Genomic DNA, 16,312 nt, shown 5'->3' on the forward strand with positions numbered 1-16,312 from the left:
ATGAGCGGACCGACACAGAGTTCTGGCCCCACACCCGTCATCACCCGGCCCAACTGGCCGGTGCTCATCCTTGCCTTCGTCGCCGTCGTGCTCGACGGGTACGACACAATCGCGCTTGGACTGTCCGTCCCGGCCCTGTCCGACGACTGGGGCGTGGCCCCGTCGCACTTCACGCCCGCGCTGTCGCTGACCAGCCTCGGCGTGGCGCTCGGCTACATCGCCGTCGGTCGTCTCACCGCGCGCTTCGGCTGCCGGAACGTGGTGCTGGCCGCAGTCGGCGTCTTCACCATCGGCTCGCTGCTGACCGCATGGTCGGGCAACATCATCGAACTCAGCGTGCTGCGGCTGGTGACCGGCTTCGGACTCGGCGCCGTGATGCCGGCGGCGGTCGCGCAGGCCACCGCCTTGAACCCGGCCCGGTATCGACAGAACATCGCCGTCTTCGTGACGATGGGCATCTCGCTCGGCGCCCTGATCGCCGGCCTCGTCGGCGCCCGGTTGCTGGGGTCGTTCGGCTGGGAGTCGGTGTTCATCGCCGGTGCGATCGCCTCGGCGGTGCTGTTCCCGCTGCTGTGGATCTGGCTGCCGGACGAACGGGCCGTCACCGGCGCCGCAGCGGCGGAGGCCAAGCATCACGCCGCGGTCGGTCGACTTTTCGACCCGCAGGTGCGTCTGCGCACGATCCTGCTGTGGGTGTTCTCGTTCCTGGTGTTCTCCGTCTTCTACATCTTCTCGTCGTGGCTGCCGACGCTGCTGACGAGCTACGGGTTCAGCACCAAGCTGGCACCACTCGGATCGGCTGCGCTGGGCGTCGGCAGCATCGTCGGTGCCGGTGTGCTGATGGTGGGCGCACTGCGGTTCCGGATGACTTCGGTGCTTGCCGGCACCACGGCCGTGGCTATCGTGTTCCTGGTGATCTCGGCCTTCCTGGGTGCCGACAAGGCGTTGCTGTTGCTGGTGTTCGGCGGTGTCGGGCTGGGCCTGCAGGCGGGCATGATCGGTCAGGCCGCGGTCGCGGTGTCGCTCTACCCGCAGGCGACGGCGGCGACCGGGGTCGGCTGGACGTCGTCGATGGGTCGCCTGGGTTCGGTCGTCGGTCCGATCGTCGGCGGCGCCCTGATCGGACTTGGCTACTCGGCCGGCACCATCGTGCTGATCGCCTGCATCCCGGTCGCGGTGGCACTCGCGGTGATCGTCGGACTCGGCCAGGTGCGAGTCGCTCGGGAGTCAGAAGTGCGGACCGAGCCGGTCGCGGCCACCGGCTGACCGGGGGGCGGGGCCCAGGTCGGGTCGGCCCCGCGAAAAGCGCCCCAGGAAAGCACCTCCCAGAGCGGAGCCATCAGCACTATGTCGATGGGTCTGTTCTGTCGGGTGCTTTTCTGGGGCGCTTTTTGTGGAACGGACGGGATCGGCGGCGGAAGCGGTCGGGGGCGATGGCGCTTGTGTCAGTCGAGGAGTTTCTTCTGCACCTTGCCCATGGCGTTGCGCGGCAGCCCGTCGACGAAACGGATCTCACGGGGCCGCTTGTGATGGGACAGTTCGGCGGTGACGTGGTCGATCAGTTCGCTGTCGGGAACCCGGGAACCGACCACATAGGCCACGATCCGCTGGCCCAGGTCGTCGTCCGGAACGCCGATCACCGCGACCTCATCGACGGCCGGATGTCCGAGCAGCACGGTTTCGATCTCGCCGGCACCGATCCGGTATCCGCCGGACTTGATGAGGTCCGTGGCGCGGCGCCCGACGATGCGGTGCATCCCGTCCGGGTCGATGACGGCGACGTCGCCGGTGGCGAAAAACCCGTCATCAAGCCAGGATTCGGCACTCTTCTCCGGCTGATTGAGGTACCCCGACGACATCATCGGCCCGCGCACGTGCAGGTCGCCGACGGTTTCGCCGTCATGCGGAAGGTCGTTGTCGCCCTCTCGGATTCGGGTGTCGACCCCGGCCAGTGGCAACCCGACCCAGCCGGGGCGTCGTTCGCCGTCTGCGCGGGTGCTGACCGTGATCATGGTCTCGGTCATGCCGTAGCGTTCGACGATCTCGTGTCCGGTGAGCGCGCGGATGCTCTCGAACACCGGTACCGGCAGCGGAGCACTGCCCGACACGAGCAGACGGGCCGACGAAAGGTGTTGTGCTGCCGACTCGTCATTGGCCACACGGGACCACACGGTGGGCACACCGAAGAACATCGTGGCGCCGTCGTCGATGGCCGCCGCGTACTTCTCCGGAGCCGGCTTCGCCGTGTGGATCAGCCGCCCGCCGCGACGCAGTGGCCCCAGTACGCCGAGGATCAGACCGTGCACGTGAAACAGTGGAAGTCCATGCGCCAGCGCATCATCGGATGTCCACTGCCAGGCGTCGGCGAGTGCGTCGAGCCCGGCGGCGATGGCCCGCCGCGAGATCGGCACACCCTTGGGCAGGCCGGTAGTGCCGGAGGTGTAGAGGATCAGGGCGGTCGACGACTCGGGCGGCTCGGGATGTCGATGCCATGAGCGGGCATAGCGGCGGACCGGGATCACCGGCAACGTGGCATCGTCGGGAGCTGCGCCGAGCCAGGCCTGCGCTCCGGAGTCGGTGAGGATGTGGTCGAGCTCGCGTGCGCCGGAGTCGGGTGGCACGGGCACCGCGGCGACGCCGGCGATGAGACAGCCGACGATCGCGAGAATCGTGTCGGGCGTCGGCCGGGCCAGAACGGCGAGGGTGTGCGCGCCGCCTATGCGTTCGGCCACCGCGGTTGCCGCCCCGACGAGATCTTCGCGGGACAGTCGGTCGTCGCCAACGACGATCGCATCGGACAGATTGGCAGCGGCGGGGGTCAGCGTCGGGAACAGCACGCTGCCAGTTTCCCAGACGATTGTTTCCCAGACGACGATTGGCCGACGGCGACGACGGCCTGATACGGTGATGTCACGTTCACGCGATGCTGTAACTCGCTTGTTGAACCAGAGGCCGGGTGATTACAGAAGCCCCCGGTCTTGTCCAAACTTCCAGTTTCGGGCCCGCACACTGTGGTGTGTCGGGCCCGAACTGTGTCATGTCCCGAACTGGATCGCCGCCCACTCGGCGAACGACTGCCACCCGACGGCCGGGAAGCGGTGATGGAGCGCCGGGATGTCTACCTGGTAACCCTCCCGGCTCAGGAAACCGAACATCGCGCTCATGTCGGGCGACGAGATCCGTTCCGGATCATACGATTCCGCGTTCACCTCGCGTGTCAACACCGACGACAGCGCGGCGGCCATCTGATCGGGGGTCAGCGAATCGGAGGCGATGTCGATGCGTTCGCCGACGTGGCTTGTCGGGTCGCGAAAGAGCTCGACGACGAACCTGCCGAGGTCCCGGCGGGAGAGCTGTTGCAACGGTCTGTCCGAAGGCATCGCGATGGGCAGGATGCCGGCGGCGGTCACCGCGTCGACGCTGCCGAGGAGGTTGTCGTAGAAGTACGTCGGCCCCACGATCGTGTGCGGGATACCACTGTCGCCGAGGGCCTGCTCGACGCGGTACTTGCTCTCGAAGTGCGGCACGCCGGTGCCGCGGTCGGCGCTGGCGACCGAGGAGAAGACGAGGTACGGCACGCCTGCGAGGCGGGCGGCGTCGATGATCGCGGTGCCCTGGGTGACTTCTGCATCGACCCCGGTCTCGAACGGTGTGGTCAACGCGAAGACGCCGTTGGTCTTGACGAACGCGTCCACGAGTCCGTCGCCGCTGACCATGTCGCCGGTCACCAACTCGATGCCGCGGGTGCTGAGTTCCTGCGCGCGTTTGGACTCGCGATCGCGCACCACGGCCCGCACCGGTAGGTCCGCTTCGAGGAGTCCGGTGGCCACCGCACCACCCTGACCGCCGGTGGCGCCGAGCACTACGTAGGTCATGAGTTCACGCTACCCGGGCCCGTCGGGGCCGAGACGGTATCAGCGTGGCTGTCCCCTGGCGAACCAGATGAACACCGACATGTTCGCCAGCCGGGACTGTCGTCGCCTGCTACGACGCGGCGCGGTGACGGTCGACGTACTCTGCGACCGCCCGACGAATGATTTCGGCGAGTTTGACGTGCTCGGCGTCAGCCAGCTGGACCATCGCTTCCCGCAGATCCTCGGGTAGGCGGACGGAGGTTGTCGGGGTCTTACCCTTGGACGCGGTGCCCTTTGGTGGCCGGCCGTGGCGGAGAACGGCCAGGTCTGCGACTTCGACGTCCCCGACCACTTCCTCCGCCGTGGGCGCGTTCGTGGCGTAGTCGTCAGCCATCGCGGCGTAGTCATCGTCAGTCAGCTTGCGGCCCATGGATTCTCTCCTCTCACGATCGCTGTGTTCCGTAACTCGGAACGACAAGGTGTTCGATGCCGAGGTTGGTGACCAGGCTCTTGCGCAGCATCATCGCGTGGAATGCGACAGCGATCATCGGGTCGACGATATCGACGATATCGACGATGACCTCGATGAACGGGCCGCGCTCGACAGCCGGTCCAATGTGGAGGACCGGGCGAGTTCCCACGCGACGCGCGGTCAAGACGACACGTAGTGCCGGGTATTCAACCACGGCGCGGATCTCATCATCGGCGATCCCGTGCTGCCGGGCGCTGGGCGTGATCTCGATCCGCACATCAGAAGTGTACTGCACTTTCTATGTAGTGCGATACACTTTTTAGATCAACTGTCAGCATCGGGGTCGCCGAGACCTTCGCGGGCCGAAACGTCACCGCCGGCAGATCGCGGGAATTCACACGCGATTTGCCGGCGGTGATACCCGAAAGTGTTCCCTTCCGGTGCGGCAAGTCGTTGACCTGCCGTTTTCGGCGGAGGATGGGGGATTCGAACCCCTGAAAGTGGAGATACGTTGTGATGCGTTTGGGTGCAGAAATAGCGTTTGACCATCACGTTTTAGATCGCCGGACGACATCTAGATACACTACGTGCATCCAGATACATCGGCGGTGATGCATCGTTCGATGCGCCAAGCCGGGGCCTCGGGTGGCCGCGCGTCGGCGGCCGGGGACCTCGACAGGCAGGGACCGCGGCGGCCAGTCACCACGACGAGGTGTCTAGAAGGCGGTGGACCCGCGTCGAGGCGGCGCGGAAGGCGATCTCTGACCTACCTGCGATAAGGCTGCATGACCTGAGACGTACTCACGCAAGTCTGCTCATGTCGCTCGGTGTACCTGTCAAGGTCGTATCGGGGCGACTTGGGCACGCGTCCGCAACAATTAAGTTGGACGTTTGCTCGCATGTACTGCCCGGTCAAGGTCGAGCGGCGGCTGAGTTGCTCGCTTCCGCTGTCAGGTCGGCCGGGGCTGCTGGGGCAGTCGTGGTCCGCCATGGGGTGGAATAGTCGCCAATGGAACCGACAGCTATTGCCGCGACCGCTGCTGTGGTACCTGCCGCCGCTGCATGGGGAGCGCTGGCTAGCAGCGCGCATCGCGCGAAGAAGGATTGGCAACGCGACACCACACTGCGTTCGGCTGTCCACGTGTTGCAGCTATGTCAGCGTCGACACAATCGTGAGCACGAGTTGTTTGACGACAAGGAACTCACTGTCGGTGAGGTTGACGTTGCCTACTCGGAGCTACACGCGATTACGGACGAAGTCGAAAGGGAGTTGATCTCCGTGAGGCTGATCGCCGATCGAAATGTCGTGGACGCCATGGACGCGGTGTACAACCTGATGGTTGAGCTCGATTTTCATGTGACCGATTTTCGCCTTGACCTGTGGCGGCTGTCGAAGCCGTCCCCGCTTGCGCCGATCGAACCGACGCCGCGGCGGCCGTACGTGGGTGCGATGTTCTGGCTGAGTTCGCTCCTCAATGGAACCACTGTGGGCCGGCGTCTCAGCGATGCCGTGGACGTGTATGTCACTTCCTGGTGGCAACGCATGGATCGGCGGGCGCGTGCGTGGCAAGCGAAACTTCTGTTGGGCTGATGCACAAATCGATGCATGGAGATCCAAAACCGCCCGCTACCGGCGTTGATGAAGGTAGCGGGCGGCTCTTCCGTGGCGGAGGATAGGGGATTCGAACCCCTGAGGGCTGTTAACCCAACCCGCGTTCCAGGCGAGCGCCATAGGCCACTAGGCGAATCCTCCACGGGGGATGATAGCGGCCAAGGGGGGTGCAACCCAAAATCGGCCGGGCAGCGACGTCGACGGTTGACCGGTTTGTCTGGCGAGGGGGCCTTCCCGCTACACTGGTCGGCGGATCCCGCGCGGCGTGCATCCTGTGAACTCCCCCAGGGCCGGAAGGCAGCAAGGGTCAACGGGCTCTCTCGGGTGCGCGGGGTCCCCATAGAAATCTCGAGACGAGCACCTGAGGCGCCGCCCACCGATGCCGGTGTCACGGAGAGGTCCCCGCGTTGAATTACCACTCGATGAGTGCCGACCAACTTCGCGAAACCCAATCCGACCTGCGAAAGCTCTACGACGCGCTGTGCGCGGCAGGTCTTTCGCTCGACCTCACCCGCGGCAAGCCGGCGCCCGAGCAGCTCGATTTGTCCAACGGGTTGCTGGCGCTGCCCGGTGACGAATACCGCGACGCCGCCGGCACCGACACCCGTAACTACGGCGGCATCGTCGGGCTGCCCGAGATCCGGCAGATCTTCGGCGAGCTGTTCGCCGTCGATCCCGACAACCTGATGGCGCTCGGCAACGCGAGCCTCGAGGTGATGCACGACCTCACCGTGTTCTCGCTACTGCGCGGAACGGTGGACTCGGACCGGCCGTGGAAGGACCAGAAGGTCAAATTCCTGTGTCCGGTCCCCGGATACGACCGGCACTTCGCGATCACCGAGACCTACGGCATCGAGATGGTCCCGGTGCCGATGCTGCCCGACGGCCCCGACGTCGACGCGTGCGCGGCGCTGACCGCCGACGACCCGTCCATCAAGGGCATGTGGGCAGTGCCCACCTACTCCAACCCGACGGGCGTCACGTTCAGCGAGGAGGTCACCCGCCGGCTCCTGGAGATGCCCGCCGCCGACGACTTCCGCATCTACTGGGACAACGCCTACGCGGTGCACACCCTGGTCGAGGCGCCTCCGACGCCGCTGCCGATTTTGGAGATGGCGGCGGCCGCCGGACACCCGAACCGCGTGTTCGTGCTCGGCTCGACGTCGAAGATCACCTTCGCCGGTGCCGGCGTCTCCTTCTTCGGTGCATCCACCGAGAACCTCGACTGGTTCAAGAAACACCTGGCGATCAAGACGATCGGCCCGGACAAGGTCAACCAGCTGCGGCACATCAGGTTCTTCGGCGACGCCGACGGCGTGCGCGCGCACATGGCCAAGCACCGCGAGATCCTGGCACCCAAGTTCCGGATGGTGCTCGACATCCTCGACGATCGGCTCGCCGACTCGAAGGTCGCGGCATGGTCGGAGCCCGAGGGCGGCTACTTCGTCAACCTCGACGTCATCGACGGCACCGCGCGGCGGGTGATCGAACTCGCCAAGCAGGCCGGGATCGCGCTGACCGCGGCGGGCTCGGCGTTCCCGTACAAGCAGGACCCGAACGACCGCAACATCCGGCTTGCGCCGACGTTCCCGACCACCGACGACCTGGCCAAGGCCATGGACGGCGTGGCCACCTGCGTGCTGCTCGCCGCCACCGAGTCATTGCTCGCCTCCAGCGATTCCTGACCCCACGAATCCCCCGACTGGACCGCGATGTTCTCGAAAACCCGCGAGGAGTGAAGCGACACCGGCCGGCATTGATCGCCGTCGGCTCCGTGCTCATCGGCCTTCTCGCCCTGTGGTTGCAGGACGTGATCGTCCCCTACACCACCCCTTTCTGGGGCTTGTTCGACAACCAGCTCGACCTCGACGTGTACTTGTCCGGCGCACGCACGGTGCTCGACGGCGAGAGTCTGTATGACGCCAAACTGCTCGGACAGATGGACTACACGTACGCGCCGATCTCGATCCTGCTGTTCACCCCGTTCACCTGGATCTCGTTCGAGGCTGCGCGGATCGTGTGGTCGGCCGGCATCGTCGTCGCGCTGTACCTGGTGATCATGCTCAGCTTCAAGAGCCTCGGGCGGAGCCCGACGTGGCCGTTGCGGGTGATCGCGCTGTCGCTGGTCGCGGTGGCATTGCTGTTGGAGCCGGTACGCACCACCGTCTGGTACGGACAGATCAACGTCTTCCTGATGCTGCTCATCGTCGCCGACCTCACTCGAGGAGAAGAGGCACGGCTGCGCGGGGTGGGCACTGGTATCGCCGCAGGCATCAAGCTGACCCCGCTGATCTTTGTGCTGTACCTGGCGGTGTTGCGCCAGTGGCGGTCGATGGCCGGGGTGCTGATCGGCTTCTTCGGCACGATGATCGTCGGGTTCGCCGTGCTGCCCCGCGAATCGTGGGTGTACTGGACGGGCACGATGTTCGACTCCGACCGGGTCGGGGCGCCGCAGACCGTCGGTAACCAGTCGATCCGCGGGTGGCTGGCCAATCTGTTGCACTCCGACGACCCGAACATCCTGCTCTGGGGGTTTCTGGCGGCGGGGGCGCTCGCGTTGGGCATGTACGCCGCGACGCTCGCGCACCGGCACGGGCAGGAGTTGCTCGCCGTGACGGTGGTGGGGATGACCGCGTGCGCGATCTCCCCGATGTCGTGGGGCCACCACTGGGTGTGGTTCGTCCCGCTCGCGGTGATCGGGCTGCATTTGTTGGCCACTCCCGGCCGCGGCGTCGTGGTGTACGCGCTGACGGCCGCCGGGCTGATCTCGATGCTGTTGATCGCCTTCTCCTGGCGCACCTACCTGGCCCATCCAATCTGGTTCGTCAACCGCACGGTGCCCGACGCCTATCTGATCGGGCTGTTCTTCAAACACGGGATCGACTGGCTGGAGTGGTTCACGGTCTACCCCTACAACGCGATCTTCCTGGGGACGGTGATCGCGACCATCGTTGTCTTACGGTCCGGTGACGACTCGGCGACAACGGTGGCGACGGCACCGTCGGAGACGCCACAATCCGTGCAGGGGCCACCTGTGGGGGAGTGAGGAGCACCGCGCATGGGATGCCGTGCATGGGTGGTCGCGTGCACGACGTCCGCAGTCGCGGCCGGGTTGATCGCGGGGACGGCGCCTGCGCAGGCCGGCGTGCGGACCCAGCCGATCGGGCAACACTGCTGGGGGCCGAGCCCACACATCCTCGACATCCCGTTCTATGGCGGTGCGAGTGTCCGGACCGACGCCCGCCGGCCCGGGGTGTTTGCTGTGTGGGGCCACAGTGCGTCGCTGAGCTCCTACCCGGTTGACACCTGGGTCACCATCACCCACTTACCCACGGGACATACGGAAACCTTCCATCGCCGCTGGTCGGCGCGCCTCGCCGATCGGCCCGGCTATCGCATCGACAACCTGCACGCCAGCGGGCCGCTGACGATCCGGATCCGGTCGGTGACCCACGGGCCGGTCCCGCTACCGGCGCTGACGTGCACTGGTTCGGCGGTCGCCTGAGCCTGTGGGGGAGCGCGCCCGGGTGTCGGGCTGCGCCGGTACTCTCGTCACGTGGCTCTGTATCGCACCTATCGCCCGGCTTCCTTCGCCGACGTCGTGGGCCAGGAGCACGTCACCGATCCGTTGAGTCGTGCGCTCGACGGGGGGCGCATCAACCATGCCTACCTCTTCTCCGGCCCGCGCGGGTGCGGTAAGACGTCGTCGGCCCGCATCCTCGCCCGCTCGCTCAACTGCGTGCACGGACCCACATCGACACCGTGTGGGGAGTGCGATTCCTGTGTCGCGTTGGCCCCGGGTGGCCCCGGCAATCTGGATGTGATCGAGCTCGACGCCGCCAGTCACGGCGGTGTCGACGACACGCGCGAGCTCCGGGACCGTGCCTTCTACGCGCCGTCGGAGTCGCGCTATCGCGTGTTCATCGTCGACGAGGCCCACATGGTCACCAACGCGGGATTCAACGCGTTGCTCAAGATCGTCGAGGAACCGCCCGAGCACCTCATCTTCGTGTTCGCGACCACCGAGCCCGAGAAGGTGCTGCCCACCATCCGGTCGCGCACACACCACTACCCCTTCCGGCTGCTGGCGCCGCCGGTGATGCGCAATCTTCTGGAAAAGATCTGTGCCAGTGAGAATGTGGTGGTCGCCCAGGATGTGTATCCGCTCGTCATCCGGGCCGGTGGCGGGTCGCCGCGTGACTCGCTGAGCATCCTCGACCAGTTGCTCGCCGGCGCCGGAGACGAAGGTGTCACCTACGAGCGGGCGCTGGCTCTGCTCGGTGTCACCGACATCGCACTGATCGACGAGGCCATCGACGCGCTCGCCGACGCGAATGGTGCGGCGTTGTTCGGCACGGTCGAAAAGGTTGTCGACGCCGGTCACGACCCGCGCCGATTCGCCGTCGACCTGCTCGAGCGGCTGCGTGATCTGATTCTGCTGCAAGCTGTTCCGGATGCTGCCGAGCGCGGATTGGTCGAGGCGCCCGGTGACCAACTCGCCCGGATGCAGCGTCAGATCGAGGTGCTCGGTCCGGCATCGCTGACCCGGTTCGCCGAGACGGCGCATGCCGCGCTCGGGGAGATGCGGGGAACCACGTCGCCACGTCTGCTTCTCGAGGTCATGTGTGCGCGGATGCTGCTGCCCGCCGCCTCCAGCGCGGACACGGCACTGCTGCAGCGCCTCGAACGCCTGGAATCGGGTGTGGTCGCGCCGGTTGGCAGTGCCACGCCGGCAGCACCTTCCGGCGGGCCGTCGACGCCGGCTGCGCCGACCGATACCGAGTCGGCGCCCAAGTATGTGCGGCCCTCGCAGCGTAAGGCCGCCGAGGAGGCAGCGGCAGCGCGCGCCGCGCATGAGGACACCTCGCCAGCAGCTTCGGCCACCGATGATCCGCCTGCGCTGACGCCCGAGACGCCGGTTGCCGACGATTCGCCACCGGCGGCAGACCCCGCGCCGACTGAACCCGCGAGGGCGGAGCCGTCGGCCGCCACGCAGACCCCGGAACCGGTGGTTCCGTTGTCCCCGGAAGCGGTTGCGCCGCAGGTGCAGAGCCCGCCGTCGGGCGCGCCGGACGTGTCCGTGCCGACCGCGCCCGATACGGCGCGCGCCGAACCGACACCACCAGCGCCGGAATCGACGTCGGCGACCCCGACGCCGCCCGCGCGCCCGGTTCCCACTCCGCCCAACCCGACATCCCCGCGTCCGCCGGCACGGACTGCGGCGCAGTCGGAGGCGCCGCCGCAGGCGACGTCATCGGCCGACGACGACATTCCATTGCCCGACGAACCGACCGACGACGACATGGCCCCGCCACCGGACTTCGACGAGCCGGTACCTGCGGCCGTCGACGAGCCTGCGCAAGAGCAGGATTCTGGGTTGACCGTCGCCGATGTCGAGGCCCGCTGGTCGGATATCCGGGCCGCCGCCCGCGGTATCACGCCGGTGCTGGAGGTGATGCTGTCGGGTGCGTCGATCGCCGGTGTGGACGGCACCACCGTGGTGTTCGGCCACGCCACCGAGATGCTCGTCGGGCGGCTGAGCAACGAACACGCGGGCAACCTGCGGGCGGCCGTGCAGCAGGTGTTCGGGCCGTCGGCCGACGCGCGATGTGTGCACTCGACCGGACAACCGGCCGCTCAGGCCGCGGTGCAGCGCGGCCGGGCCGACCGGTCGGCGGCACAGGCCGCACCGAAACGACCGACCTATTCACGGCCGAGTCGTGGGCGAGATCAGACGGCATCGCCGGCCGCAACCCCGGAGCCGGCACCAGAGCCCGAGGAGCCTGAGCCGCCACGGGCGGATGAGGAACTGACCGACGCCGAACGTGACGAGATGGTCGCTGACGCCCGCACCGGTTCGCCGGAGCGGCGCCTCGACCCCGACCAGGTCGCGCTGGAACTGCTCAAGTCCGAACTCGGTGCGCGGCCGTTGGAATGACCACGGATCCGTAGTACGAACCAGCGAAAAAAACGCGGTTCGTACTACGAAGTCGAGGTCAGGCGTCCCACCAGGGGCGCAGTGGAAGATCGTTGCCGCCCTTGTCGTCGAGTTTGGTGGCCAGGACATGGTGCAGTTGGACGATGTCGCGTTCGAAGCCGATGCGGCAACCGGCCATATACAGACCCCATAGGCGCGCGGTGCCCTCGCCGACCTCCTCGACAGCCTCATCCCAGTGCTCGACGAGGTTGCGGTTCCAGTCACGCAGCGTCATGGCGTAGTGGTCGCGGAAGTTCTCCTCGTGCACCACTTCCATGCCGCCGATGTCCTGCAGCTTGGAGATGATCTTGCCCGAGCCGGTCAGCTCGCCGTCGGGGAACACGTAGCGATCGATGAACGACCCTGCGCGGCCGCGTTTGTGGTTGTCGGGCCGTGTTATGCAGTGGTTGAGCAGCATGCCGCCGACACGCAGACGGTCCCGGATGAACGAGAAGTACGCCGGGTAGTTCGCGACACCGATGTGCTCGGTCAGCCCGATCGACGAGACTGCGTCGAAGCCGGTCTCCGTGACGTCGCGATAATCGCTGTGGCGCACCTCGGCGAACTCGGTGAGACCTTCGTCGATGATGGCCTTCTGCGCCCATTCGGCCTGTTCGGCCGACAGCGTCGCACCGATCACATGTACCCCGCGGCGTGCGGCATAACGGACCATTCCGCCCCAGCCGCAACCGATGTCGAGCAGGCGGTCACCCGGCTTGAGACGCAGCTTGTCGAAGATCAGCCGATACTTGTTCTCCTGCGCGGTCTCCAGGGTCGCTTCGAGCTCCGGGTACACCGCGCAGGTGTAGGTCATCGAGGGTCCGAGTACCCACTCGTAGAACGTGTTCGACACATCGTAGTGATAGTGGATGACCTCGGCGTCGCGGGTTCGGCTGTGCCGCAGGCCCTCGGTAAACCGCCGCCACCGGGGCAGTGCTTCCTGGGGCGGCGGAGCGATCGGCTTGAAGTGTTCGATACCCAGCGACCGCGCGACGTGCGCCAGGGTCAACGGGGACGGACGCACGAAATTGAGGTCCGAGGCCAACGCGCGCAACGCGCCGTACGGATCGCCCGGGTGGGCGCCGGTGAGTTCGAGGTCGCCGGAGATGTAGGCGCGGGCGAGTCCGAGGTCACCGGGCGCGGTGACCAGATATGTGGTGCCGCGCGATGTGGCGAGGTGCAGGCCGAATTCGGCATCTTCCGGGCCCGCCGAGCTGCCGTCGTAGGCGGTGATCCGGACGGTGAGCCTACCGCCCATCAGGGCCTCGAAGATCTGCGCCAATGTCATCTTGCCCGCCGCGGGCGCCGCGCCGTTGTGCAGCGAACTGTCCTTGAATGTGGTCATTGTCGTTTCACCGCTTTCGCATACAGGTCGAGCAGACGGCCCTGCGGGTCGTACCGCTTTTTGAGTAACCGATAGTTCTCACCGCCATAGAGCTCATCGAACTCGTCCGGCGCATAGAAGGACTCCGAATACAGCGATTTGTGACCATCGAGATCGGCCACCGTGCGTTCGATCAACTTGTTGGTGTGCCCCGGGTCGCCCGGGGTCACCGGTACCGCAGACCAGAAGCCGGCGTTGACGTAGGTACGTCGCGGCTCGAGGGGATACAGCGGCCACGGTCGGGTGGCATCGCTGTTGGGAAGGGCGGGCTCACGCAACCTCAACGGGCACAACCAGATCGGCTCGATTGGCACGTTCTGCAGAAACCATTCGAGGTAGGCGGTGGTGTTCTCGATCGGCACCTCGATGTCCTGGACCACACGCTCGCTGGGCGGCTCGCCCTTGCGGGCGTTGAGCTTGTCACCGATGTTGTAGCGGTGGTCGAGGGCGATCAACTTCCAGTAGAAGCTGCTGCGCAACAACTTCTTCGGCCAGAGACGGCGGATGCGCGCGTTCTGCGCACCGAAGGCGCGCGAGCACCAGAACCAGTCGGTGTCCCAGCGCCACAGGTAGTCGTGGATGGTCATCCGGTCACGGGTGACGCCGCTCGGGTGCTGGATGGACCGATAGAAGATGTTCATTCCGGTGTAGTCGCTAACCGGCCCGGGTTCATCGGTTTGGCGGCCGAGAGTCAGATAGCTTTCCTCGGCGGTGAACACGACCCCGTCGAGGTAATCGACCCGCTCGCCGTCGTAGGAGCCGTCGACGACGACCTGCGCCATCGTCTCCTGGAGGTCGGTGAGTCGACCGAAACGGACATGTCGCAGCGCCACATACGGCGCAACCTCTTCCAGTTCGATCCGAAGCCGGACCGAGTAACCGAGCGTGCCATAGGAATTGGGGAACCCGAAGAACAGATCGGCATGCTCGTTGGTGGGGGTGGCGGTGATGATCTCGCCTCCGCCGGTGAGGATGTCGATCTCGAGGACCGATTCGTGCGGCAATCCGTTGCGGAACGAGGTGCTCTCGATGCCCAACCCGGTGACCGCGCCGCCCAGGGTGATGGTCTTGAGTTGTGGCACCACCTTGGGGGCCAAGCCGTACGGCAGGGTCGCGGCGACCAGATTCTCGTAGGTGCACATGCCCGCGACGTCGGCGGTCTTGGCGGCCTTGTCCACCGAGATCACGCGGTCCAGACCCGACACGTCCAGCCCGGGGTGCGGATTCTCGGCGCGTTTGCGAAACAGGTTCGACGTCTTCTTCGCCAGGCGCACTGTGGCGCCCGGCGGAATCGCGCGATAGCTCGTCAGAAGGGTCGCAACACCCTCGTCGAATGCCTGCGCCCCCATCTCCAACCGGTCCGAGCTCACTTGGATAGCCTAGGACGTGAGTTTGCCCCCCGCCAATCAGTTCGAAGGAGAACACGCCGTGGGTCAGGTTTCCGCAACGCAAACGCTCGACATCGCCGCCGCCCCCGATGTGGTGATGGCCGCGCTGGCCGACTACAACGAGGTGCGCCCGGCAATCCTGCCCGCGAACTACCGCGACTATCAGGTGCTCAGCGGTGGGAACGGCGACGGCACCGTGGTGCATTGGATTCTGCAGGCCACCGAGAAGCGCCAGCGCGACGTGAAGGCGACCGTGAATGTGGTGCCGGACACGGTGACCGAGAACGACGAGAACTCGTCGATGGTGACGACCTACGTGGTGGCGAAGTCGGGATCCGGGAGCCGTGTCACCACCACCACTACGTGGACCGGCGCCGGCGGCATCGGCGGCTTCTTCGAGAAGACGTTCGCGCCGAAGGGGCTGAACAAGATCCAGGCCGAGCTGCTCGGCAATCTCAAGAAGCGTCTCGAGAGCTGACCCGCCGCCGCCGACGACGACCCGTTCCGCCGCTGTCGGCGCGGGACGGGGTCGACGCGACCCGGGTGGTGCTACGGCTCGGCCCGGCTCACACAGTCGCCGACTGTCTGCTGGCGACGCCGTCGCTTGGTGATCTGACCATCGATGATCTGGCTGATCGGGCGGCGCGTGGTGAGATCGTCGACGCCGACGGCCGCCGCGTCGGCCTAGACGATCCGGCCCGGATGAACACCTCGGTGTACCTGTACCGGGATCTGCCCGACGAGACCTCGATCCCGTTCGACCTGCCGATCCTGTACCGCGACGACGCCATCGTCGTCGTCGACAAACCGCACTTCCTGGCCACCATGCCGCGCGGACGTCACGTGACGCAGACCGCGCTGGTTCGGCTGCGGCGCGAGCTCGGCTCGGACCTGGTGTCTCCTGCGCATCGGCTCGACCGGCTGACCGCCGGGGTGTTGCTGTTCACGCTGCGACCCGACGTGCGGTCGGCCTACCAGGCGTTATTCGCCGAACGTCGCGCCGACAAGGAGTACCGGGCGTTGGCGCCGGTCCGAGCCGACCTCATCGATCCGGTGACCATCAGCAACCGGATCGAGAAGACCGCGGGTGATCTGCGGGCGCGGGTTGTCGACGGTGAGGCCAACGCGTCGAGCACCATCGCTCTGCTCGACCAGACCGTGTCGGGCGGGATCTATCGTCTGCAGCCACACACCGGCCGGACCCATCAACTGCGAATGCACATGGCACAGCTCGGCGTCGGGATCGTCGGCGACCCCCTATATCCCGATATCCGTCCCGACCTGGCGGAACTGCCGGACCATGGAGACTTCACGCAACCGTTGCGGCTCGTCGCGCACTCGCTGGGCTTCGACGACCCGCTGACGGGGGAGCGTCGGGAGTTCGTGTCGGGGCGGTCGGTTGCCTGAGTGCGGGTGGGCACTGTTCGCCGATCGAGTGACTGAGGCGGGGGCGCCTTGTCGGTGGTCGAGTAGCCGAGGCGGGGGCGCCTTGTCGGTGGTCGAGTAGCCGAGGAGCCTGCGACGAGGTGTATCGAGACCACGTCACCTGATCTGTAAGGAAGGTTAGGTGAGGTGGCGTCGCTGACTGGCGTCGTGGGCGCTGGGTCGGGACGGTTTCGGGTCAG

14 protein-coding genes, 1 tRNA gene and 1 other RNA gene are annotated in these 16,312 nt (G+C 66.4%); 9 read left to right on the forward strand and 7 right to left on the reverse strand.

Going from position 1 to position 16,312, the window contains the following annotated elements:
• Entirely contained in the window at positions 1–1,266 is a 1,266-nt protein-coding gene (locus VX037_RS20685; RefSeq protein WP_328715737.1) for an MFS transporter, read from the forward strand.
• A 179-nt stretch (positions 1,267–1,445) separates the two neighbouring features.
• On the opposite strand, the gene VX037_RS20690 is transcribed toward VX037_RS20685, so the two are convergent.
• From VX037_RS20690 to VX037_RS20705, 4 genes are all read right to left on the reverse strand, one after another.
• A complete protein-coding gene (locus tag VX037_RS20690) occupies positions 1,446–2,837 on the reverse strand; it encodes an acyl-CoA synthetase (protein ID WP_328715739.1) in 1,392 nt (463 codons plus the stop codon).
• 198 nt (positions 2,838–3,035) lie between these two features.
• Positions 3,036–3,875: an NmrA/HSCARG family protein gene (locus VX037_RS20695; protein WP_328715740.1), complete on the reverse strand. Its 840-nt coding sequence runs from the start codon at positions 3,873–3,875 to the stop codon at positions 3,036–3,038.
• 109 nt (positions 3,876–3,984) lie between these two features.
• Positions 3,985–4,284, reverse strand: coding sequence for a CopG family ribbon-helix-helix protein (locus VX037_RS20700; protein ID WP_328715742.1), 300 nt, complete (start codon positions 4,282–4,284; stop codon positions 3,985–3,987).
• 13 nt (positions 4,285–4,297) lie between these two features.
• A complete protein-coding gene (locus tag VX037_RS20705) occupies positions 4,298–4,603 on the reverse strand; it encodes a hypothetical protein (protein WP_328715743.1) in 306 nt (101 codons plus the stop codon).
• Positions 4,604–5,335: 732 nt separating this feature from the next.
• On the opposite strand from VX037_RS20705, the gene VX037_RS20710 reads away from it, so the two are divergent.
• Entirely contained in the window at positions 5,336–5,917 is a 582-nt protein-coding gene (locus tag VX037_RS20710) for a hypothetical protein (protein ID WP_328715744.1), read from the forward strand.
• A 73-nt stretch (positions 5,918–5,990) separates the two neighbouring features.
• Here VX037_RS20710 and VX037_RS20715 read toward each other — a convergent pair.
• A tRNA-Ser gene (locus VX037_RS20715) sits at positions 5,991–6,079 on the reverse strand.
• A 107-nt stretch (positions 6,080–6,186) separates the two neighbouring features.
• Here VX037_RS20715 and ffs point away from each other — a divergent pair.
• The 5 genes from ffs (at position 6,187) to VX037_RS20740 (ending at position 11,876) form a co-directional block, all read left to right on the forward strand.
• Positions 6,187–6,281, forward strand: an RNA gene (ffs, locus tag VX037_RS20720) — signal recognition particle sRNA small type.
• 64 nt (positions 6,282–6,345) lie between these two features.
• Positions 6,346–7,623, forward strand: a complete 1,278-nt coding sequence (locus VX037_RS20725) for an aminotransferase class I/II-fold pyridoxal phosphate-dependent enzyme (protein ID WP_235721690.1) — start codon at positions 6,346–6,348, stop codon at positions 7,621–7,623.
• Positions 7,624–7,673: 50 nt separating this feature from the next.
• Entirely contained in the window at positions 7,674–8,984 is a 1,311-nt protein-coding gene (locus tag VX037_RS20730; RefSeq protein ID WP_328715746.1) for a glycosyltransferase 87 family protein, read from the forward strand.
• Between the two features lie 12 nt (positions 8,985–8,996).
• Positions 8,997–9,443, forward strand: a complete 447-nt coding sequence (locus tag VX037_RS20735) for a hypothetical protein (protein ID WP_328715747.1) — start codon at positions 8,997–8,999, stop codon at positions 9,441–9,443.
• 51 nt (positions 9,444–9,494) lie between these two features.
• Complete coding sequence (locus VX037_RS20740) at positions 9,495–11,876, forward strand: DNA polymerase III subunit gamma and tau (RefSeq protein ID WP_328715748.1); 2,382 nt, start codon at positions 9,495–9,497, stop codon at positions 11,874–11,876.
• Positions 11,877–11,934: 58 nt separating this feature from the next.
• On the opposite strand, the gene VX037_RS20745 is transcribed toward VX037_RS20740, so the two are convergent.
• Both VX037_RS20745 and VX037_RS20750 read right to left on the reverse strand, forming a co-directional pair.
• Positions 11,935–13,260: a class I SAM-dependent methyltransferase gene (locus VX037_RS20745; RefSeq protein ID WP_328715749.1), complete on the reverse strand. Its 1,326-nt coding sequence runs from the start codon at positions 13,258–13,260 to the stop codon at positions 11,935–11,937.
• Positions 13,257–14,648 (reverse strand): FAD-binding oxidoreductase, encoded by a 1,392-nt coding sequence (locus VX037_RS20750; protein WP_328715753.1) that lies wholly within the window; start codon positions 14,646–14,648, stop codon positions 13,257–13,259. Before VX037_RS20750 ends, VX037_RS20745 begins: the two co-directional genes overlap by 4 nt.
• 79 nt (positions 14,649–14,727) lie before the next feature.
• Between VX037_RS20750 and VX037_RS20755 the strand changes: the two genes are divergently transcribed.
• Positions 14,728–15,165, forward strand: coding sequence for an SRPBCC family protein (locus VX037_RS20755; RefSeq protein WP_235721695.1), 438 nt, complete (start codon positions 14,728–14,730; stop codon positions 15,163–15,165).
• A 65-nt stretch (positions 15,166–15,230) separates the two neighbouring features.
• The gene (locus tag VX037_RS20760; RefSeq protein ID WP_235721696.1) at positions 15,231–16,094 is read left to right on the forward strand and encodes a pseudouridine synthase; all 864 of its coding nucleotides are present in this window, start codon (positions 15,231–15,233) and stop codon (positions 16,092–16,094) included.
• Positions 16,095–16,312: the final 218 nt, after the last annotated feature.

Origin of the sequence: Gordonia sp. Z-3 (genome assembly GCF_036233855.1) — a bacterium.
GTDB classification, from domain to species: Bacteria; Actinomycetota; Actinomycetes; order Mycobacteriales; family Mycobacteriaceae; genus Gordonia; species Gordonia tangerina.